Source organism: Phytopseudomonas daroniae, assembly GCF_004327285.1.
Classification (GTDB): Bacteria; Pseudomonadota; Gammaproteobacteria; order Pseudomonadales; family Pseudomonadaceae; genus Aquipseudomonas; species Aquipseudomonas daroniae.
Genome location: NZ_QJUI01000007.1, coordinates 185,248 through 207,001, shown reverse-complemented (window position 1 = coordinate 207,001; position 21,754 = coordinate 185,248). Strand labels below are relative to the sequence as shown.

The window sequence follows — 21,754 nt, the reverse complement described above, 5'->3', positions numbered from 1 at the left end:
CCTGTGCCGTCGGTTACAGATTGCGTCAGAATATTGCGCAAACGGCCGCAACGCACAGGCCGATAGACACTCGACCTGTGGGCAACGTTCAAGATGGGTGGTGCGGGAGATCGACGGCCTGTCAGCGCGGCGCCAGGTGGGAGATCAGCAACTGCACCGATTCCTGACCGCGGAATTCGTTGACGTCCAGTTTGTACGCCAGCTCGACCCAGCGCACGGTCGGATTGGGCCACACCTCACGGTCGACGCCAAAGGCGATGCCGTCCAACTGCAGGCTGCCGCACTCGCTCTTCAGCACCACCTTGAGGTGGCGTTCACCGACGATACGCTGCTGCACCAGTTGGAAGGCGCCGTGGAACAGCGGCTCGGGAAAGTGCTGGCCCCAGGGCCCGGCATTACGCAGTTCCCGGGCCAGCGGCAGATTGAATTCGTCGATGCTCAGCACGCCGTCGGACAACAGCCGCCCGGTCAGGTCGTCCTCGCAGAGCTGACGACGAACTTCTTCGTCGAACGCCGCGGCGAAGGTCTCGAAGTGCTCTGCCGGCAGCGACAGACCGGCGGCCATGGCATGGCCGCCGAACTTGCTGATCAGGCCCGGGTGGCGAGACGCCACGGCATCCAGTGCATCGCGGATATGGAAGCCCGGCACCGAGCGTGCGGATCCCTTGTATATGCCCTCCCCGGCATCGGCGAAAGCGATGGTCGGGCGGTGATAGCGTTCCTTCAGGCGCGAGGCGAGGATACCGATCACGCCCTGGTGCCAATCGGCCTCGAACAGGCACAGCCCGAAGGGCAGGTTTTCCAGCGGCAGATCCTTGAGCTGAGCCAGCGCCTCACGCTGCATGCCCTGCTCGATGGCCTTGCGATCCTGATTGAACTGATCGAGCTGCACGGCCATGTCGCGGGCCAGTGCTTCGTCCTCGCAGAGCAGGCACTCGATACCCAGGCTCATGTCGTCGAGGCGTCCGGCGGCATTCAGGCGGGGGCCGAGAATGAAGCCCAGATCGGTCGAGGTAATACGCCCATGTTGTTTTCCGGCGACTTCCAGCAGCGCCCGCAACCCCGGCCGCGCCCGGCCGGCACGAATGCGCGCGAGGCCCTGGTGCACCAGAATGCGGTTATTGGCGTCCAGCGGCACCACGTCGGCCACGCTGCCCAGGGCGACCAGATCGAGCAGTTCGCCCAGGTTGGGCTCGGGACGTTCGGCGGTGAACCAGCCCAGCTCGCGCAGCCGCGCACGCAGCGCCAGCAGCACATAGAAAATCACTCCGACCCCGGCCAGCGACTTGCTCGGGAAGGTACAGCCGGGCTGATTGGGATTGACGATGGCATCGGCGTCAGGCAGTTCGTTACCCGGCAGGTGATGGTCGGTGACCAGCACTTTCAGGCCGGCAGCCTTGGCAGCGGCCACCCCTTCGATACTGGAAATGCCGTTGTCCACGGTGATCAGCAACTGCGGCTCGCGGGTCAGCGCCACCGCGACGATTTCCGGGGTCAGGCCGTAGCCGTACTCGAAGCGGTTCGGCACCAGGTAATCGACATGGGCGGCACCGAGCATGCGCAGACCGAGCATGCCGACGGTGCTCGCGGTGGCGCCATCGGCGTCGAAATCACCAACGATCAGCAGGCGCTGCCGCTGGCGCAGCCCCTCGACCAGCAGCGCCACCGCCGCATCGATACCCTTGAGCTGGGTGAACGGAATCAGCCGTGCCAGGCCCTTTTCCAGTTCCACTGCCGAGAGTACCCCACGGGCCGCGTAAAGACGGGTCAACAAAGGCGGCAGATTACCCAGATCGGGCAGAGAAGCGGGAAGCGGGCGGGACTCGATACGCATGGACGTCGGATTCTACTCTTGCGGTTGAAACGGAGGGCGCGCGCCTTCGGCGCGGCTCAGGTCAGTTACTCAGCGTTCGCTCGCCGGCCAGCCACTCCATGGGGATTTCGTGCTGGCCGCGCTCATCGGTCACGAACAGTTCGCCATCACTGATCATCACGCTCCAGCTCAGCGAACGGGGCAGATCCAGGGAGAGATCGGCCAACGCTTCCTGATCCAGGGCGACCACATTGATGTTCTTCAGAGTACGCACCGGGTCGAGGCACTTGGTCTGCCACACGCGCAGGTTACCGTAGGCCACCAGGCTGAACTTCTCGGTACGCCGCGAGCACCAGGTGATGCGCTCGCTGTCCGGCTGACCGACCTCGATCCAGTGCAGCACGCGACCGTCCAGGCTCTTTTCCCACAATGACGGCTCGTCGACGTCCGACAGGCCGCGACCGAAAGCCAGATGCTCCTGATAGAACAGGGCATACGCGATCAACCGCGCCGCCAGACGCTCCTCGGTTTCCGAGGGATGGCGGGCCACGGTGAAACGCAGACTCTCGTAGATACTGCGATCGATATCAGTGAGGTTCAGATCGATCTTGTAGGTCGTGGACGGCTGGGCCATGGCGCACTTCTTGGAATTCGGGAAAGTGCACCAGTCTATCAGGCCGACCGGAAGCGTGGGCAGAGCGCCGCCCAAAGGGAGCGTCTGCCACGCCTCGCTTCACGTGAGGGCGTTCGGCCTCAGCTTGGCGTATCCGGGTAGCGACGCTCTGCCGGCGCTGGCGGGAAGTACTGGTACAGCCAGGTTTCGCTGAGCACTTCCTTGTTGTCGACCCGGCGCAGGTAGGCGCGCATGTTCACCGGCTCGACGCTGTCGCTGGTCGGGAACCAGTCGAACTGGGCGCGGAAACCGGTGAGCTCCGGATGCAAAGCGAGGATATTGAAATCCTTGGCTTCGCCGTGGGAGGCCTCGACCACCACTTCGATGCGCTCTTTCCAGTCCATTTTCTCCAGCGGGCCACCGGTGAAATCGATGGCGAAACGCCGTGCCCAGACCGTTGGCCAGTGTTCGCCGGGCGCCCAGCCGAGGGTGAAACCACCCATGCCGGAACGGGTGGCGAGCACCTGCGCCAGGGTCGGTTTGACCGGCGGCAGTGCGGCCCAGTAGAGCTTGTAGCCGAAGTTCAGCGAGGTGCCGGGCTCGATGGCCTGCTTGGGGTTCCAGAAGCAGACGATGTTGTCCATGGTCTCGCCGGTGGTGGGGATTTCCATCAGGTCGATGCTGCCCTCTCCCCACTGGGTGGTCGGCTCGACCCACAGGCTCGGCCGACGGCTGTACCAGACCACGGTGTCCTGATAGGACTTGAAGTCGTGATCGCTCTGCACCAGGCCGAAGCCTTTCGGGTTGGTATCGGCAAACGCGTTGAACTGCAGCTTTTCCGGGTTGTTCAGTGGCCGGCAGACCCACTCGCCATTACCGCGCCACATGGACAGGCGATCACTGTCGTGGATGGCGGTGGCGATGAAATCGCACATGCGTCGCTCGTGGCCGCCGCAGGCGAACATGCTGGTCATCGGCGTGATACCGAGCTGCTTGATCGCCTTGCGCGCGTTGATGTGAGCATCGATATCCATCACCACCTGGGTTTCCTGGCAGTCGATATCGAAGCGGAAGGCACCGGTGGCACTCGGCGAATCGAGCAGCGCATACAGGACGAAACGGGTGGCGTCCTTGTCCGGCGTCTCGAACCAGAACTCGGTGAAATCGGGAAACTCTTCCGGCGTATCGGTGAAGGTATCGATCGCCAGGCCACGGGCCGACAAACCATACTGGCCGGTGTTGTCCACCGCGCGAAAGTAACTGGCCCCCAGGAAGGACAGGATGTCGTACTTGGCGATATTCGGCTGCTTGAACACCTTGAGTCCGGCGAAGCCCAGGTCACCCTTGAGCTGCGCCACATCCACTCCGCTCTTGCCGTACTCGAACAGTTCCGGGCGGAAATGCACTTCCCGGGCAACCCGGCTCTTGGCGTCGACGGCATGCATGCGCACCGGCTGACGAAAACCCATGCCGACATGAAAGAACTGCACATCCAATTGACCGCCCAGCTCGTTCCACAGCGAATGCGCCGGGTCGTACTGGATGGCGTTGAACTGCTGTGGGGTCAGCTCGGCGAGGGTCTTGGGCAACACCTCGGCGGTGCTCTTGTAGGCACTACCGGCCATGCGCTTGGCGCGAGCCTGCAACTGTTTGAAATCGAATGCTTCGGCCTCACCATCGGCAGTTTCAGCGAAGCTGCGCAGGCTGAACAGCCCGGCAGGAAGACCGGCACAAGCGGCCATCATCATGGAGGCTTTCAGAAGGTTACGTCTATGCATGGGCGTCCCTGAAATTTGAAGGAATCTGCACGCCGCCCGCCAAGGGCGATGAAAAAATACCTACAACAGATGACCCAGGCGCCCAGATGGTTCCGCTCGGAATTTGCAACGGGGTGTGCACAGGAAAACGCGTTGACCGCGACGGCTCATCCATAGAGGGCTACACAAAAGGCGGAAACAGCCCTTCGTAGGGTGGACGACGCTTCACCTGCGCGGCCCGATCCGTCCACCGCTCTGCAATCGCAATGGTGGATGAAAAGAGCGCCATCCACCCTACGGGGTGGTGACCGTCCGCTTCCGCCACCTAGAATGTAGCCTGGATTAGCCGCAGGCGTAATCCGGGGCCGAAGGCCGTGATCCATGGTTCAACGCGGGTCACCGACCGTCCGCTTCCGCCACCTAGCCGCCAGGCGGGAGCGCCAAGACATCCTTAACGCTCGCCCTCGAGCAACGCCCGAATGGCCGAGCGATCACGCTTGCTATCACGCGCCTCGAGCATATCGAGAAAGGCGAAGGAGTCGAGGCCGTTGATGGTGGTCTTCGGGCTGACGATCTTGCGCCGTGGATCGGCGTCGTGTTCCAGCAGCATGGCCACCAACTCGGGCTCGCCATAAAGGATGGCGCCGTTGAGGGCGGACAGGCCCACCTGGTCGGGTTCATCGACCGGGCAGCCAGCCTCGAGCGCTTTTTTCATCTGCGCCAGCGCCATTTCCTTACGCTCTTCGGACTCGCCATAGGCAGCCGCCATCAAGGTCAAGGTCGGCGCCTGCACGGCCGCGTTGCCAAGCACGCAACCACGCTCGTCCATGGCCTGCAGACCAAAGTCACGGTGCAGATCTTCTGCCTGGGCGATCCCCGCCAGCATGCACAGCAGCAGTGCTTTATAGCGCATAGCGTTTATCCAGGCTGCTATAGCCCATGCCCACACCCTTGTTCACCTTGAGCTGCACCGCGACGCGCTCCTTGAGCGCTTCGACGTGGCTGATCACGCCAATCATCTTGCCGCTGGCATTGAGGTTGTCCAGAGCATCCAGAGCGACTTCCAGCGTCTCGCCATCCAGGGTGCCGAAACCTTCGTCTAGAAACAGCGAGTCGATACGGGTCTTGTGGCTGACCAGATCGGACAGCGCCAGGGCCAGAGCCAGACTGACCAGGAAACTTTCCCCGCCGGACAGCGTGCGCGTGTCGCGGGCCACATCGCCCTGCCAGGTGTCGATCACTTCCAGCTCCAGCTCGCCAAGTGCCTTGCGCGCCAATTGGTAACGACCGTGCAGGCGCTGCAACTGCTGGTTGGCCAAATGCACCAGGTGTCCAAGGGTCAGGCCCTGGGCGAAGCGCCGGTATTTGGCGCCGTCGGCCGAGCCGACCAGGCTATTGAGCTGCTGCCAGCCGTCGTACTCGCCCTGCTGCGTGGCGATGGTCTCGAACAGTGCCTGCTGATTGAGCCGGCGCTGGTCATCGCCCTGCAACTGTCCGCGAATCTCGCCCTGCCGCTGGCCGAGCTGTTTCAAGGTCGATTGCAAGGCCTGCAGATGCTCGTCCAGGTACTCGATGCTGTGCTCGGTCTGCGGTTCGGCACGCAGTGCGGCCAGTTGAACCTGCGCCGCGGCATGCAGCGCCTGGGCTTCGGTTCGGGCCTTGTCCAGACGCTGTTTGAGCGCCTGCAACTGCTCGCGCTGGGTATCGTCGAGCAAGGCAGCGAGAAATCCGCTTTCATCACTGAAGGGGCTGTCCGCCAGAACCTCCTGCCATTTTCCGGCAGTGGCCTGCTCAGCCTCGCGCAAGCCGGCCTGGCGCTGCACGAGGCCATCCAGGGTGATGCGCAGCTCGAGGCCGCGGCGCTCGGCAGCTTGCCAGGCGGCCTGAGCCGAATCGAAGCGGACGTCAGCCTGATCTTCGCGCACTGCGCCGAATGGCTCTCCACCCGCCTCCTGCCAACGCGACAGCCACTGCTGCGCCTGCTTCTCAGCCTCGCTGGCCTGGTGCTGCAGGCCTGGCAGTTGTTGCGCCAACGTCTGACGACGCTGCTGCGCCTCATGCCAGCGCTGCGCATCGGCCCGGCGTGCAACCAGCCAGGCAATGCCGTCATCAGGCAAGGAGTGACCGAAAGCAGCCAGTTCCGCGGCCAGCTCGGCCTCGACCTGCTGCAGGTGTTCACGCTGGGCGCCGAGCTGTTCGTCCAGGGCCTGTTGCGCGGCCTGGGCAAGATCGCGGTCGCGCTCCACGGCGCCCTGCTGCTGCAGCGCGGCCGCGTGTTTCTGGGTCGCGATACTGGTGTCCTGGCGAGCACGCTCCAGATCCTGCTTGAGGCTATCGAGCTGGCTCAGGGTGCGGTCGACCTCGACGCGCTCGGCGATCTGTCGGGTCTGCGCGGCAGCCAATGCCTGCTCGTCCTCGGGCAACGGCTTGAGGATTTCGCCCTGGCGTTGCCAGGCAGCGCTTATCGCGTCGAGCTGGCGCTGCAGTTCCTGTTCCTGCTCTTTACTCTGAGCCACCTGGGTCTGCAGCGTGGCGACCTGATTTCCTAAATTCTGGCCCTGCTCGGTCAGCGCTTCGAGTGTCTGCCGCGCCTCGTCGCGCTCGCGTTGGGTCGCTGATACATCCAGTGCCTGGTAGGCCGCGATGGCCGGATGCTCGTGGGAACCGCACAACGGGCAGGCCTCACCGGCCTGTAGTTGCGTGCGATACGCCTCCAGCGCCTGGATACGCTGCTCCTGCTCGAGCAGCTTGTCCTGATCAGCCAAGCGCTGCTTCAGTTCTCGATAACGTTCGCGCAGTGCCGAGCGCTCGGTTTCCCGTTCACTCAGGTCTCGCTGCTGGCGGGCCAGACCGGCGGCAACGCGCTGCTGTTGCTGCGTGAGCTGGCTGCGCCGTTCGGCCAGTTGCGCCAGTTGCTCGAGCGCACTGCCCTGCGCGTGCACGGTCTGCCAGTGGCTGCGCCACTCCACCTCGCGACGATCGCCAAGAGCCGCCTGCCAACGCCCCTCAACCTCTGCGCCATACTGCTCGGCAGCCGTCCTGGCCTGCAGGGTGCCGTGTAGCGCCGGCCCGAGCACGTCCAGGCCGAGCTGCAACTGCTGCAGCTGTGCGGCACCTGCTTGCTGGCGTTGCTGTAGGGCGACGATGGCCTGACGCACCTGCTGGCGAACGTCGAAGGCGTGTTGCCAGCCGCTGAGTTGCACCGCCAGTCGTTCATGTTCTGCGCTGGCCTGCAACTGGACGTTCAGGGCCTGGCACTCATCGTCCAGACGCTGCAAGGCTTCGCGTCGGTTCAGGGCGATGGCTGCGGAGCAATGAGCCGCCTGCTTCAGACTGGCGTGCAATTGCGTATCGACCGCTGCCAGTTCCCCCTGGTACATCATCCGTTCTTCTTCACTGGCGGCCAGTACTTGCGCGGCATCATGCCGTGCCTGGTACACGGGCTGCAGACGCTGCGCCGGCTCGCTGTGCTGCAAGCGTGCCAGATCGTCTGCCGCCTCACGCTCGGCCTGTGCGGCCGCCTCGATCTGCGTTGCAGCGCCGGTCACCTGCTGCTCGGCACGCCCAAGATCGATCAGCCACTGGCGTTGCCGGCCGGCCTCGGCGAGTTGCGCCTGCGCCACGCTTTCCTCGCCAGCCAACTGCTGTGCTTCGTCAGCGAGCTCCTGGCGCTGCTCGGCGCTGAGCAATTCGACGCCCTCGGCCCGTGCTCGCAGCTGATCCAGGTTGGCCTTGACTTCACGGGTTCGCTCGAACACCCGCTGCGAGATCAGGCCGTAGATCTCCGTACCGGTGAGTTCTTCCAGCAACTCGGCGCGCTGGTTGGCCGAGGCCTCGAGAAAGGCGGCGAAACCACCCTGGGCCAGCAGCATCGACTTGGTGAAGCGACCGAAATCCAGACCGGTCAGACGCTCCACTTCGCGGGGCTTTTCACTGAGCTTGTCGGTGATGATCTGCCCATCCAGCCGCGCCAGTTCGGCCTTGGCGCCCTGCAACGCGCCGTCGGCCCTGTCCCGCGCTCGTCGCTGACTCCAGAACGCACGGTAGCCCTGCCCTTTCACCTCGAACTCGACTTCGGCCAGGCATTCGGCCGTATGCCGGGTCATCAGTTCGTTCTCGCCGCCAACCCGCTCCATGCGCGGCGTACGGTGATACAACGCCAGGCAGATGGCATCGAGCAAGGTGGTCTTGCCCGCCCCCGTCGGCCCGGTGATGGCGAACAAGCCATTGCTGGCGAAAGGCTCGGCGGTGAAATCGATCTTCCACTCGCCCTTGAGCGAGTTGAGGTTCTTCAGGCGCAGGCTGAGGATTTTCATGAACGGGATGTGGGGCTCGAGTCAGTGACAGGCCCTTATTGTGGCACTGTTACCGCCCGCCATCATGGAACTCGAACCAACGACCTCGACGTGCGTCGTAACAAAAACGCCCTGCCCCACTGGCAGAGCGGCAGGTAACGTGATCGTCCGCCTACAAGGAGAGAGATTCGCCATGGCCCGTCCCGTCCACCACCTGCTCGGTGGTATCGCACTCAGTCTCGCCACCCTCAGCGCCCAGGCCGCCGACGCCCTGCCCCAGGCGCAGTGGCCGTTCACCGCCGAACCGCGCGCCACCCTCGATGAGCCTTGGGCGATGACCTTCCTGCCTGACGGCACAGTACTGGTGACCGAAAAACGTGGCGCGCTCAAGCATGTCGACCCGAAGAGCGGCACGACCCGCGACATCGCCGGCGTACCGGAAGTCGCCTACGGTGGCCAGGGTGGTTTCGGCGACGTGATCCTGCATCCGGATTTCGCCAACAATGGCTGGGTCTACATCAGTTACGCCGAAGCCGGTGATGGCGATACCCGTGGCGCCGCGGTGGCCCGCGCCAAGCTGCAGCTCAACGACGATGGCAGCGGCGCTCTGACCGAGCTGAGCGTGATCTGGCAGCAAACACCGAAAGTCAGCGGCGGCGGCCACTATGGCCATCGCCTGGCCTTCGGCCCGGATGGCAAGCTGTGGATCACCTCCAGCGAACGGCAGAAATTCACTCCCGCCCAGGACATGCAAGCCAACCTGGGCAAGCTCGTGCGCTTGAACGACGACGGCAGCCTGCCCGGCGACAACCCGTTCGCCGATCAGGGCGAAGTGGCCGCTCAGGTCTGGTCGCTGGGTCATCGCAACATGCTCGGCATCGCCTTCGACGCCCAGGACAAACTGTGGGTACACGAGATGGGCCCGGCCGGCGGCGACGAGTTGAACCTGATCAAGCGTGGCGAGAACTACGGCTATCCCGAGGTTTCCAACGGCAACCACTACGGCGGCCAGCCGATCCCGGATCACGACACCCGCCCCGAGTTCGAAGCGCCGAAGGTCACCTGGAACCCGGTGATTTCCCCGGCGGGCTTCGTTATCTACCAGGGCCAGCGTTTCCCTGGCTGGGATGGCGCGGGCCTGATCGGCGGGCTGTCCTCGCAAGCGCTGGTGCGGGTCGCCTTCGACGGCGAAAACGCCCACGAGGCCGAGCGTTACGACATGGGCGCACGCATCCGTGAAGTGGAGCAAGGCCCGGACGGCAGCATCTGGCTGCTGGAAGATGGCAGCGGTGGCCGTCTGCTGGAACTGCTGCCGAAGTGATGCGCCAACGGCAATAAAAAATTGCCGGGAGCAATTTTTAACGTCGCCTCGCGACAGCCCGCAGGGTGGCCGCCAGGGACGGCAGGCCATAAAAAACCGGAGCCAGGCTCCGGTTTTTTATGGCTCTGGTGCGCGGTTAATAGACGAACGTCAGCAGCAGGTTGAACACCAGCGCCGCGACGAAGCCGATCGGCGCGGCCTTGAACAACAACTGCGGGAACAGCGAGGTGCGGCTCTGCTCCGAGGTGCAGGAGCCGAGGATCAGGCTGCCGCCGGAGGAGAACGGCGAGATCGAGGTCGCCTGAGCGCCCACTACGATGGCAATGAACAGGATCATCGGTTCCAGCCCCAGAGCCTGGGCGATGGGTAGCACCATGGGGAACAGCGCCGGTGTGACCACACCCAGGGTGCTGGAGAACAGCGACATGAACGCGGCCACCACACCGAAGACCACGGGCACCAGAATCGGCGGAATGCTACTGCCGATCCAGGACGCCAGTACATCGATGGTACCGGCCTTGATCGCCACCGAGATCAGCATGCCGACGCCGCAGATCATGATCAGCGTGGCCCAGGGCACCGAGGCCATGGCCTTGCGCTCGTCGCCCAGCTTCAGCAGCAGGGCGATGACCGAGAAGATGCTGGCGATCAGGCCGATGTCCATCTTCGAGTTGATGAAGGCGACGGTGCCGTTGTCTGGCAGAGCGATATGAGCGATCGGCGCGGCCAGTACGATGACCATCATCGCCAGGGTCAGCCACAGCGTGGTCTTTTGCTCGCGATTGAGGGGCGTCGGTTCGCTGGCATCGAACACCGAAGCCTTCATCGCCCGGCCATGGCCGGTGAGGAAGACGAAGAAGGCAATCACCAGCAGCGGAATGATCAGGGTGCTGACGAAGATACCGAAGGCATTGATGAAGGCATCGCTCTCACTGATACCGGCATTGCTCATCAGCCCGCGGAAGATGATGCCGCTCTGGCTGGAGACGAAGTTGGCACCGCTCAACGCGCCATAGTTCACCGCCATACCGCCGACGATCAGGCTCATGCCGGTACGCTGGCAGAGCAGCAGGGTGATCGGTGCCATGAACGCCAGCACCGTGTAATAGCCCGCACCCATCGCAGCGATCACCGTCGCCGTGAAGAATACGGCGAACGGCAGCAACTGCGGCACGCTACGGCAACGATAGATCAGCTGCTCAGCGAGTTTTTCCAGGGTGCCGTTGACCGTTGCGAAGCTGTAGAACAGGCAGACCGAGAAGATGATGAAGAAGATCTTCAACGGCCACATGTCGATGATTTCGGACGGGCTCAGGCCCATGCCGAAACAGCCGATCAGGTAGGCGAAGGCAATGGCGAACAGACCGATATTGATCTTGGTTTTGTAGCCGAGGGCGACAGCGACGACGAGGGCCGCGACGACGAGCATGCTCATCATGATGAAGGCTTCCTGTTGTTGTTCGAAATTGATCAGCGAGTGCTGGTAAAGCCGAAAAGCCGGGCGGGGTTATCCACCAGCACCTGCTTGCGTTCGGCCGCATCCGGCAACAGCGTCTCGATCAACGCGAACTGCTCGGCATAGTTTGTCCGATCTTCGAACTGGGTGTTGGGCCAGTCGCTGCCCCAGAGGAAGCGCTCGATGCCACCCGCTGCCTGGCGCACCTGTGCCAGCACGGTTTGCACCTGAGCCAGGTCGGATTCGCTGCGATAGGTGGCAGACAGCTTGAGCCACACTCTGGGCTCGGCCAGCAGGTACAGGAAGGTTCGATGATTGGCTTTCTGCACATCGATGCCGCCGGTCGGCAAGCCGAAATGGTCGATGACCACATCCACACCGCAACCGAGAATGGCCGGCACGATCAGCGCCAGATCATCGACGCCACGCTGAATCTCCACCTGCCAGCCGCGTCTGGCCAGACGCTCGAACAGCGCCGTCCACTGCGGCCCGGTGTAATCCTCCAGTGCCTTGCCGATCAGGTTCAGGCGAATGCCCACCACACCGACTGCGGCCAATTCATCGAGTTGCGCCTCGCTGACCGCCACATCGACCACCGCCACCGCGCGCAAACGCTGCGGATAACGGCGCAGCGCCTCGACCATGAAGCTGTTGTCGGTGCCGAGAAAACTCGGCTGGATCAAGACGCCATGGGACAGGCCGTGGCGCTCCAGATGCTCGAGATACTGTTCCACCAGCGCGTCGTAATCCGGGCTGTAGCGCCGGTTGGGCAGCATCGGCAGATCCTGGCGGAAGATATGGGCATGGGTGTCGATACCGCTGACAGCGGGCAGGATGGTACTGGCCATCGTAGAAGCTACCTCAGTCGATTGTTGTAGAGCGGGCGACCGCACAGGTAGCCGCTTTATTTATGCAGACATTCAGTCATATATATGAATAGTTGACCATATATCTGGCGAACGATGCCTGTCAATCGACATGCCGGTGTTAAAGTGGCAGCCGGTCTGAAAATCGGAATCAGTGCATGAACGCATCCACCTTGGGGTACGACGAACGCCTGCCGCTCTACCAGCGGCTGCGCGAGGAGATGTTGGCCAAGATCGCGGCGGGAGAATGGTCGCCCGGCGAGCCCATTCCCACCGAAGCGGAACTGACCCGCCTGTACGGCGTGGCCATCGGTACGGTGCGCAAGGCGGTGGATACCCTGGTCAGTGAGGGCCTGCTGCTGCGCAGCCAGGGCCGAGGCACCTTCGTACGTCGGCCGAACTTCGATGCCTCGCTGTTCCGCTTCTTTCGCCAGGTCAATGCCAGCGGCGGGCGGGAAGTTCCGAGCAGCCGGATACTGTCGAAAGCCTTGCAAAAGCCGTCCAGGGACGTTGCTGCTGCCCTTGCTCTGGGCAGCGGCGAACAGGTGCTGCGCATGGAGCGCCTGCGGGTGATCGAGGATCGCACCCTGTTCCATGAGGAAATCTGGCTGCCGGCATCACGCTTCATCGTGTTGCTGGATATCGACTCGGCCACCTTCGGCGACCTGCTCTACCCCTTCTACGAGAAACAGTGCGGCCAGTGCATCGCCTCGGCTCGCGAGACACTCACGGTCGGCACGGCCGATGACACCATCGCCGATACCCTGGCGGTCGAACCGGGAACACCCATCGTGATGATCGAGCGCATCGCCCTGGGCTACGACCGCAGCCCGCTGGAATATCGGCTATCACGGGCGGCGGCCGAGGGTTTCCGCTACCAGATCGAGATTTCCTAGCGAACCATGGCAGGCAGCAGTATGGCGGAAGTGGACGCTCACCCCGTAGGGTGGATGACGCTCTTTTCATCCACCATTGCGATCGCAAAGTGGTGGACGGATGAAGCGTCGTCCACCCTACGAATGGCCGTTTGCGCCTTTAAGATCGTAGAACGTAATCCGGGGCCGAAGGCCATGATCCATGGTTCAACGCGGGTCACCGACAGGCCGCTATCGCCTTGAACCAGCCCCCCCCAACCTACTTGCCAAAAAGCCCCTAGCCTTCGCTCAACTCGTTCAACACCTGTCGGTACAGGGTTTCCAGCCGCTGCACCTGCTGGGGTTCCAGCGTCTCGGCAGCCAGGCGCTGCTCGAATACCTGCTGCGGAGTGAGTTCGTCGAGAGTCTCGCGCTGTTCACTGTGCAACGCAGCACCGCCGTTGCCACGTGCCCGGCGGATACGCAGCACTTCCAGCGGCAACCCTTCGCAGAGAGCGGCGATGCGCACCTGCAGATCGCTCAGGTAGTCGTCGCCGTCGACCTGTACCTCCAGCCATACCGGACGCTCGGCGGTGCCCAGCAGAGCAGCCTCGGCCAGCGCCGTCGGCAGGGTCTTCAGCGAACCGCGCAGTGACAGCAGGGGTTGGAAATTCGGCACCGGCAAGGCACGCACGTCACGCAAGCCACCCTCGTCCACGTCCACCAGCAGCACTTCTTTCTGCTGATTAGCCTCATCGAAGCTCAGGGGAATCGGCGAGCCGCTGTAGCGGATGTGCTCCAGGCCGCCGACCTTCTGTGGTCGATGAATATGCCCCAGGGCGATGTAATCAACAGCCGGGAAGGACGAGGTTGGAAAGGCTTCCAGCGCGCCGACGTAAATTTCCCGCACCGACTCGCTGGCACTGGCGCCAACGGTGGTCAGGTGGCCGGTGGCGATGATCGGCAAGGCCGTGCCCAGTTCAGCGCGACGTGCCAGGGCCAGCTCAAAGAGGGCCTGGTAATGCGCATGGATGGCCTGTTGCAGCGACAGTTGCTTGTCCGCGGCGCTCTGCCCCGCCTCGCTGCGTAGCACATCGCGCGGGCGGATAAAGGGAATGGCGCAGAGCAGTGCCGCGGGCTGGCCATCGGCGCCATCGAGCACCAGCAACTGATCCGGCAAGTGAATGCCGACGCCAGGAATCACCCGGGTGCCGAGTTGGGCCAGCAAGGTACGGCTCTCGCCCAGCATCGCCACCGAATCGTGGTTACCACCGAGTACCACCAGTTGGCAGCCGGTGTCGCGCAGGGCCACGACGAAATGGTTGTACTGCTCGCGGGCATAACTGGGCGGCGAACCGGTGTCGAAAATATCCCCGGCGACCAGCACCGCCTGCACCCCGTGTTCGCGCACCTGCTCGATCAGCCAGGCGCAGAACGCCTGGTGCTCGGCCTGGCGCGTCTTGCCCATGAAGTGCTGGCCCAGATGCCAGTCGGAGGTGTGCAGAAGGCGCATGAATGGCCCGATCCCGTGACTGAAAAACCCGGCCACCATGCCTTTTCGGCACTGGCAAGGCAATGGTTTGAGCGCGCGCTCACATCAGGTAACACACTTGCAGGCGCCGTATTAACTGCGCTGACGGCCAATTAAGGGCAAGTCGCCGGGGGCGGAGCGTTTCACGGGTCGAACCATGGCGCAAAATCCTCGGTCGGAAAATCGTTCCCTTACCCTTACCGATTCCGCTGAGGAGTATCCGCCGATGAGAACCGCATCCGCCCGTCCCTTCTCCTTCTGCGCTACTGCGTTGGCTCTGTTTGGCCTACTGCACAGCGCGTCCGCTCATGCCCAGACGATTGCCCTCGACGTGCCCTTCGTACCTACGCCCGAACCGGTGGTGGCGCGCATGCTGGAAATGGCCAATGTCGGCCCGGATGATTACGTGGTCGACCTCGGTTCGGGTGACGGCCGCATCGCCATTTCGGCGGTAAAAGACCGCGGTGCCAAGGCCGCCTATGGCATCGACCTGAACCCGCAGCGCATCGAGGAAGCCGAAGCCAACGCCCAACAGGCTGGTGTCGCGGACAAGGTGGTGTTCGAGCAGGGTGACCTGTTCAAGAAGGACATCTCCGATGCCGACGTGCTGACCATGTACCTGCTGTCGACCGTCAACATGCGCTTGCGCCCGGTAATCCTCGACACCCTGGAGCCCGGCACGCGCGTGGTGTCCCACGCCTTCAGCATGGAGGACTGGGAGCCGGATCGCAGCGATATCGTCGAAGGCGCGAGCATCTACCTGTGGATCGTGCCGGCCAAGGTGGCGGGCAACTGGCAGATCGAGAGCGAGGGCAAAACCTTCCAGGTCGACCTGCAGCAGCATTTCCAGGAAATCAGCGGCACCACCCAGCATCAGGAAAACCTGCGCGGGCGCCTGAACGGCACCGAGTTGCGCTTCGAGGTCGACGGCAAGCTGTACGTCGGCCAGGTCGAGGGTGATCGCATCGAACCGATTTCCGCCGAAGGCGCGGTGACCGGCTGGAGCGCACGACGGAGCTAAGTCATGAACGCACGCACAGCGACACGACAACCCGGCCTATCGGTCATCGACGGCGTCGCCATGCTGGTCGGCGTGGTGATCGGCGTAGGCATCTTCGGCTTCCCGCCGTTGGTTGCCCAGCACGTCGACAGCGCCGTGCTGTACATCGGCCTGTGGCTGGCCGGGGGCTTGGTGATGCTGGTCGGCGCGCTGTGCTATGCCGAACTCGGCGCCAGCTATCCGGATCGCGGCGGTGAATACCACTACCTCAACCTGGCTTGGGGCCGGCAGGTCAGCCTGCTGTTCGCCTGGGCCAGGGGCACGGTGATCCAGACCGGCGCTATCGCCGTGGTGGCCTTCATCTATGGCGATTACGCCCAGCGCCTGCTGCCGCTGGGCGACCATGGCAGCGCCTGGCACGCCGCCCTGGTGGTGCTGGTGCTGACCGCGCTGAATATCCTCGGCACCTATGAGTCGAAACGTCTGCAGGTGGTGTTCACCGGAATCACGCTGGTAGCGCTGGTCACGGTGGTTCTCGCCGGCCTGCTGCTGGCCGAACCGGTTACGCTCACAGCGCAGGCGGCCCCACCAACCGAGGGCAACCTGGCAGGCATGCTCGGCATGGGCATGGTCTTCGTGCTGCTCACCTACGGCGGCTGGAATGAAGTGGCTTATCTCTCCGGCGAGTTGCGCAACCCGGGGCGCAACATGAGCCGCGTGTTGCTGCTCGGCACCCTGGTGGTGACGGCCGTGTACCTGCTGGCCAACCTGGTGTTCATCAACATCTTCGGCCTCGAAGGTCTGCGCCAGTCCAGCGCCATCGGTGCCGACCTGATGACCATCGTCGCCGGCCCCTGGGGTGGCGTGCTGCTCAGCGTACTGATCTGCATCACCGCCATCAGCACCCTGAACGCCACCATTCTCACCGGCTCGCGGGTGTACTACGCGCTGGGCCGCGACGTGCCGCAACTGTCGATGCTCGGCGCCTGGAACGATCGCGCCGCAACGCCGGTGCGGGCGCTGCTGGTGCAATGCCTGATCACTCTGCCGCTGATCCTGTTCGGTGCCTTGAGCGAGAACGGTGTACAGAGCATGGTCGCCTACACCGCACCGGTGTTCTGGCTGTTCATGTGCCTGACCGCCCTTTCCCTGCTGCGCCTGCGCCGCCTGCACCCGAATCGCGCACGGCCCTTCAGCGTGCCTCTGTACCCGCTGATACCCTTGCTGTTCGCCGCCAGTTGCCTGGCACTGTTCTGGTCGAGCGCACTGTATGCGGGCATTGGAGCGCTGCTTGGCCTGGTGGTACTGGGCGCGGGGTTACCACTTCTGTTGCTGCAACGGTCGGCCGAGCCGGTGGCTTCCGGTTCGAACTGAGGCGGGTTCTGTGTTAAACAAGCCCTCCCGCCCTTTAGGAGATTGCCGCCATGCAGCCGAAACCGCCCATCGAACTGCTGATCTGCGACTGCGACGGCGTGCTGATCGACAGCGAGATCATCGCCGAGCGTCACCTGCACGCGGCGCTGGCCGAACATTACCCGGTTCATGAGCTGGACGTGGTGCTGGCCGGCACTTTCGGGCTGCAGAGCCGCGACATCCTGGCCCGGGTCGAGGCGCATTTCGGTACCCCCCTGCCCGAGGGGTTTCTCGAAGAACACCGCACCATCATCAAGGCGCTGATCCGCAGTGAAGTGCAGCCGATCGAAGGCGTGCGCGATGCCCTGCTGAAGATCGACCTGCCGCTGGCCGTGGCCTCCAACAGCTATGCGGACGCAGTGGCCTTCGCCCTGCAACGCTGCGAGCTGGTCGAACGCGTCAACCGCGGCGCGTTCAGCGCCGATCAGGTCGAGCGGCCAAAACCGGCGCCGGATCTCTATCTGCTGGCCGCGAAGAGCGCTGGCGTCGACCCACGTAACTGCCTGGTCGTCGAAGACAGCGTTACCGGCGTGACCGCCGCATTGACGGCAGGCATGCAGGTAGTCGGTTTTCTCGGCGCCAGCCACATCCCCCCGGAACACGGCGAAACCCTGCGCCAACTGGGCGTGGAGCACCTGATCGGGCGCATGAGTGAACTGCCGGGACTGGTCGAGCAACTGCGCGCCGAAGCAGGTAGCGCCGGGCAATAGGCCCTTCAGAGCACCAGCCAGCCGACAGCGGCGCCAGCCAGCACCACCAGCCAGGGCGGAAACTTGCAGGCCATCAGTGCGATCAGGGCGACCACCGCCAGGGCAAAATCCCAGAGACTCAGGATGGCGCTGGTACCCACTGGCTGGTACAGCGTGGCCAATAGCAGACCGACCACGCCAGCGTTGACCCCGAGCATCGCCGCCTGCACCCGCGGGCGGGTACGCAGCCGAGCCCAGAACGGCAGCACACCGACCAGCAGCAGGAACGACGGCGCGAAAATCGCCAACAGACAAAGCAGACCGCCGATCCAACCCGATAGCGGCGCCTGCATGGTGCTGCCGAGAAACGCCGCGAAGGTGAACAAGGGGCCAGGTACGGCCTGAGTAGCACCATAACCGGCGAGGAACAGGTCGCTGCTGACCCAGCCGTTCGCGACCACTTCGGCCTGCAGCAGCGGCAGCATCACGTGCCCGCCGCCGAACACCAGCGAGCCCGTTCGGTAGAAGGCATCCAACAGGCCCAGTATCTGGTTTTCCAGCAAGTGGGCCAACACCGGCAAGCCAAGCAGCAAGGCAACGAACAGAGCCAGCCAGAGGGCTCCAGCTTGCGGACTGATGTCGATGGGCAGCGCATCCTGCGCGGCTTTTTCCACGGGTTTGAGTAGCGCACAACCAGCGAGCCCGGCGCCCAGGATCACCGCAAGCTGCCCCCAGGCGCCAGGTAACAGGAATGCCGCACAGGCGGCGATCACCATCAATAACCGGCGTGGCATGTCCGGACAGAGCGTGTTCGCCATGCCCCACACCGCCTGGGCGACGACGGCGGCCGCGACGATCTTCAAACCGTGCAAGGCACCGGACGCCAGGGCATCTCCATGGCCTGAGATGCCCTGGGCGAACAGCATCAGGAGCACGGCCGAAGGCAAAGTGAAGCCGACCCAGGCCGCCAGTGCACCGCGGTAGCCCGCCTGCGACAAGCCGATCACCATGCCGACCTGGCTGCTGGCGGCGCCCGGCAGGAACTGACAGAGCGCGATGAGCTCCACATAACTGGCCTCGCTCAACCAGCGTCGGCGGCTGACGAACTCCTCGCGAAAGTAGCCGAGATGAGCGACCGGGCCACCGAAGGAAGTAAGCCCCAGGCGCAGGAAGACCAAAAAGATCAACCACGGGCTGCGATCGTCACTTGAGGCATCGGGCATGCAGGCATCTCGAAAGGTCACGTGGCGTCATGATCGACGCATCTGCAGGTGAATACGCAAGGGGCCTTGCGCGCTTCGGTCGCCCTGCATACAAGCGCATGAATGTGCCTTGTTCGCATGACTTTTTAAAGGCGACATGGGCATTCAGCCCTTTTTCATTGAGCGGCGCTCCTGGCGTGCAGAGCGGCAGGCAAACGGCAAGGAGCGTGGTGAGGCATATCGGAGCTGTGGCATCGTATGAGCCTGGCTGGATGAACGAGCGACAATCGTGCGATTACCCTATGAAGGCTTCGTCAATGCTTCGTGAAAAAAGCGTCAACCCCTGTGAAGAGAACGTTGCATGCGCATTTTGGTGATCGAAGACAACCGCGACATCCTGGCCAATATCCTGGATTACCTGCAGCTCAAGGGTTACACGGCGGATTGCGCCCAGGATGGTCTGTCCGGCCTGCACCTTGCCACTCAGGGCCATTACGACCTGATCGTACTGGACATCATGCTGCCCGGCCTGGATGGCTATCAGTTGTGCCGTCGATTGCGCGAAGAAGCGCGCAGCAGCATACCGATCCTGATGCTCACCGCGCGCGACGCCCTGGAAGACCGCCTGCAAGGCCTGAGTGCCGGCGCCGACGATTACCTGATCAAACCCTTTGCGCTGTCCGAGCTGGTCGCGCGCATCGAAGCCATTCTGCGTCGCTCGCAGGGCAATCGCCGACGGCTGCTGGAAGTCGCCGAGCTCACATACGACCTCGATACCCTGACCGTGACCCGCTCCGGCACGCCCATCAAACTCAACCCGCTGGGCATGAAACTGCTGGCGGTGCTGATGCAGCGCTCGCCCGCCGTGGTGCGCCGCGAGGCCCTGGAAGAAGCCTTGTGGGGCGACGACTGCCCTGACAGCGACAGCTTGCGCAGCCACATCCATCAATTGCGCCAGGCCATCGACAAACCCTTCACCACGGCATTGCTGCATACCTTGCATGGCGTGGGCTACCGTCTGGCAGCGAATCGCGATGGAAACTAAGCAGCCGTTCCGACGGCGCATCCTCATCGCCTTCGTGACCATGACCGTTCTGGTCAGCGGGGTCTTTTCCCTGAGCATCGTGGCCATCGTTCACCTGATCGAGGAACACCTGGTTTCCGAAGAGCTCGCCCTGGAACTGGGGGCGGTCATGGAGCAGGATTTGAAGAACGACCAGGCTCCGCGTCTGGATGCGAAAACCCGCTTTTATGCCTCGGGCTATCCGCAATACGCGATCCCCAGCCGTTATGCCGAATCACCGGAGGGCTTCAGCGAGCAGCTAGAGGGCGAGCGAGCGTTCTATATCTTTAGCCAGACCATCGACGGTGACCGCTACCTGCTGGTGAAGGAACAGAGTGAGTTCGAAAAGCGCGAGCAGGTGCTGTTCAACGTCGTGCTGGCGGGCTTTCTGCTGTCCGTGCTCGGTGCCCTGGGCCTGGGCTGGTTCATGTCCGAACGGGTGATGAGGCCAGTGAGCAAGCTGGCCAATCAGGTGCGTCACCGCGACCAGCTCCTGCCGTTGGCGCCGGCCCTGGCACCGGAATACCCGGACGATGAAGTCGGCCAGCTTGCCGCCGCATTCGATAGCACCCTGGGGCGCCTGCGTCAGTCCCTGGAGCGTGAACGCCTGTTCACCAGTGACGTCAGCCATGAGCTGCGCACGCCGTTGATGGTCATCGCCAGCTCGTGCGAGCTGCTCTCCCAGGTCGCCCTGGAGCCAGTGCAACGCAAGCAGGTGGAACGCATCGAAAGAGCCAGCACCGAGATGCAGGATCTGGTGCAGACCTTCCTGCAACTGGCCCGCGTCAAGGGTAACGAAAGCACGTTCCCGGGCAGTGCCAGCCTGCGCCAGATCGCCGATGAGCAGGTCGATATCTGGTCACCGCCGATGCGCGAGAAAGGTCTGGATTTCCGCCTGGAAGTGGAAGCGCAGAACGATGGTATCTACAACCCCACCTTGCTGCGTACGGTGATGGCCAACCTACTGCGCAACGCGTTGCATTACACCGAAACCGGCTTCGTGAAACTCACCCTGCTGCCTAGTGGGTTTCGCGTCGAGGACAGCGGCGTCGGCATCCCGGAACAGCATCACGAACAGATTTTCGACCCGTTCGTACGCGGCGAGCAGGCCCGTGGCGAGGGCCTCGGCCTGGGGCTGTCGCTGGTCAAACGCATCTGCGCCCACCAGGGCTGGCAGATATCGGTGCACAGCCTGCCCGTTACCGGCAGCTGTTTTCAGGTGTCGTTCGAGGCGCCGTCCTGACACTTTTTCACGTTCGCTTAACGGCTTCACCAGAAACCGCTTCACAAGATCGGGGCACTACCACCATGGTGCCTCGTCATGTCCATCCCCGATCCATCGATCTCGCCTATTCCGACCATTGCGGATTCCAGACAATTTCCCAGAGATGTCCATCGGGGTCTTGAAAGTAGCCCGAATAGCCTCCCCAGAACGTGTCATGCGCCGCCTTGACAATAACAGCGCCTGCCGAGGTTGCTCTTGCCATGACCGCATCGACCTCAGCCTTTGAATAAACGTTGTGTCCGAGTGTCATTTCAGTAGCGCTGGAGGGGCCAACGACAACCCCCGTGTCATGAGCGATGCTCTTGCGAGGCCAGAGAGCCAAACGAAGACCGGGCTGCAACTCAATGAATACAACCGCCCCATACTCGAACTCTTCGCCCACGATGCCTTCGGTGGGAAAACCCAAGCCATCACGATAGAAACGCAACGAAGCCTCAAGGTCATCAACGCCAATCGTGATGACTGTTATTCGTGGTTGCATGCGACTAACTCCCTTGCGGCATAACATTTGGTTAAGGGGCGGCTTTAGCACGTCCCGGTGAGCGAAGCGAACGATTTGAACCAGTTGTTATAAGTCAGCATGCCCGGTGTCTGGC

Annotated in this window: 17 protein-coding genes; 7 read left to right on the top strand and 10 right to left on the bottom strand. The window is 63.1% G+C overall.

Translation table 11 applies throughout. The annotated features are described in order from the left end of the window. Positions 1–121: 121 nt before the first annotated feature. The 5 genes from recJ to DNK06_RS09945 all read right to left on the bottom strand — a co-directional run bounded on the left by recJ (position 122) and on the right by DNK06_RS09945 (position 8,499). Positions 122–1,834, bottom strand: coding sequence for a single-stranded-DNA-specific exonuclease RecJ (recJ, locus tag DNK06_RS09965; protein WP_131179875.1), 1,713 nt, complete (start codon positions 1,832–1,834; stop codon positions 122–124). Between the two features lie 61 nt (positions 1,835–1,895). After that, positions 1,896–2,447 carry a YaeQ family protein gene (locus DNK06_RS09960; protein ID WP_131179874.1) on the bottom strand — a complete coding sequence of 184 codons (552 nt, stop codon included), beginning with the start codon at positions 2,445–2,447 and terminating at the stop codon, positions 1,896–1,898. Positions 2,448–2,566: 119 nt separating this feature from the next. Then, positions 2,567–4,204 (bottom strand): glucan biosynthesis protein D, encoded by a 1,638-nt coding sequence (locus DNK06_RS09955; protein ID WP_131179873.1) that lies wholly within the window; start codon positions 4,202–4,204, stop codon positions 2,567–2,569. Between the two features lie 430 nt (positions 4,205–4,634). Beyond that, positions 4,635–5,096: a hypothetical protein gene (locus tag DNK06_RS09950; RefSeq protein ID WP_131179872.1), complete on the bottom strand. Its 462-nt coding sequence runs from the start codon at positions 5,094–5,096 to the stop codon at positions 4,635–4,637. Next, positions 5,086–8,499 (bottom strand): AAA family ATPase, encoded by a 3,414-nt coding sequence (locus tag DNK06_RS09945; RefSeq protein WP_131179871.1) that lies wholly within the window; start codon positions 8,497–8,499, stop codon positions 5,086–5,088. The genes DNK06_RS09950 and DNK06_RS09945 overlap by 11 nt, the downstream gene beginning before the upstream one ends. 172 nt (positions 8,500–8,671) lie before the next feature. Here DNK06_RS09945 and DNK06_RS09940 point away from each other — a divergent pair, with 172 nt between their 5' ends. Further along, positions 8,672–9,799 (top strand): PQQ-dependent sugar dehydrogenase, encoded by a 1,128-nt coding sequence (locus DNK06_RS09940; protein WP_131179870.1) that lies wholly within the window; start codon positions 8,672–8,674, stop codon positions 9,797–9,799. Positions 9,800–9,935: 136 nt separating this feature from the next. Here DNK06_RS09940 and DNK06_RS09935 read toward each other — a convergent pair whose 3' ends face one another. Further along, complete coding sequence (locus DNK06_RS09935) at positions 9,936–11,237, bottom strand: SLC13 family permease (RefSeq protein WP_131179869.1); 1,302 nt, start codon at positions 11,235–11,237, stop codon at positions 9,936–9,938. 32 nt (positions 11,238–11,269) lie between these two features. Further along, complete coding sequence (locus DNK06_RS09930) at positions 11,270–12,103, bottom strand: amidohydrolase family protein (protein WP_131179868.1); 834 nt, start codon at positions 12,101–12,103, stop codon at positions 11,270–11,272. Between the two features lie 176 nt (positions 12,104–12,279). Here DNK06_RS09930 and DNK06_RS09925 point away from each other — a divergent pair, with 176 nt between their 5' ends. After that, a complete protein-coding gene (locus tag DNK06_RS09925) occupies positions 12,280–13,017 on the top strand; it encodes a GntR family transcriptional regulator (protein ID WP_131179867.1) in 738 nt (245 codons plus the stop codon). 256 nt (positions 13,018–13,273) lie between these two features. Here DNK06_RS09925 and sbcD read toward each other — a convergent pair whose 3' ends face one another. Further along, complete coding sequence (sbcD, locus tag DNK06_RS09920) at positions 13,274–14,488, bottom strand: exonuclease subunit SbcD (protein ID WP_131179866.1); 1,215 nt, start codon at positions 14,486–14,488, stop codon at positions 13,274–13,276. 244 nt (positions 14,489–14,732) lie between these two features. On the opposite strand from sbcD, the gene DNK06_RS09915 reads away from it, so the two are divergent. From DNK06_RS09915 to DNK06_RS09905, 3 genes are read left to right on the top strand one after another with little or no spacing between them, the layout of a single operon-like run. Further along, positions 14,733–15,527, top strand: a complete 795-nt coding sequence (locus DNK06_RS09915; RefSeq protein WP_131179865.1) for an SAM-dependent methyltransferase — start codon at positions 14,733–14,735, stop codon at positions 15,525–15,527. 3 nt (positions 15,528–15,530) lie between these two features. Then, positions 15,531–16,880: an APC family permease gene (locus DNK06_RS09910; RefSeq protein ID WP_131179864.1), complete on the top strand. Its 1,350-nt coding sequence runs from the start codon at positions 15,531–15,533 to the stop codon at positions 16,878–16,880. A 50-nt stretch (positions 16,881–16,930) separates the two neighbouring features. Continuing rightward, positions 16,931–17,629 (top strand): HAD family hydrolase, encoded by a 699-nt coding sequence (locus DNK06_RS09905; protein WP_131179863.1) that lies wholly within the window; start codon positions 16,931–16,933, stop codon positions 17,627–17,629. A gap of 5 nt (positions 17,630–17,634) precedes the next feature. On the opposite strand, the gene chrA is transcribed toward DNK06_RS09905, so the two are convergent. After that, a complete protein-coding gene (gene chrA, locus DNK06_RS09900; protein ID WP_131179862.1) occupies positions 17,635–18,831 on the bottom strand; it encodes a chromate efflux transporter in 1,197 nt (398 codons plus the stop codon). A gap of 340 nt (positions 18,832–19,171) precedes the next feature. On the opposite strand from chrA, the gene DNK06_RS09895 reads away from it, so the two are divergent. Further along, positions 19,172–19,855: a response regulator transcription factor gene (locus tag DNK06_RS09895; protein ID WP_131179861.1), complete on the top strand. Its 684-nt coding sequence runs from the start codon at positions 19,172–19,174 to the stop codon at positions 19,853–19,855. Next, a complete protein-coding gene (locus tag DNK06_RS09890) occupies positions 19,845–21,116 on the top strand; it encodes a sensor histidine kinase (RefSeq protein WP_131179860.1) in 1,272 nt (423 codons plus the stop codon). Before DNK06_RS09895 ends, DNK06_RS09890 begins: the two co-directional genes overlap by 11 nt. Before the next feature lie 106 nt (positions 21,117–21,222). Here DNK06_RS09890 and DNK06_RS09885 read toward each other — a convergent pair whose 3' ends face one another. Continuing rightward, positions 21,223–21,639 carry a VOC family protein gene (locus tag DNK06_RS09885; protein WP_131179859.1) on the bottom strand — a complete coding sequence of 139 codons (417 nt, stop codon included), beginning with the start codon at positions 21,637–21,639 and terminating at the stop codon, positions 21,223–21,225. Between the last annotated feature and the right edge of the window lie 115 nt (positions 21,640–21,754).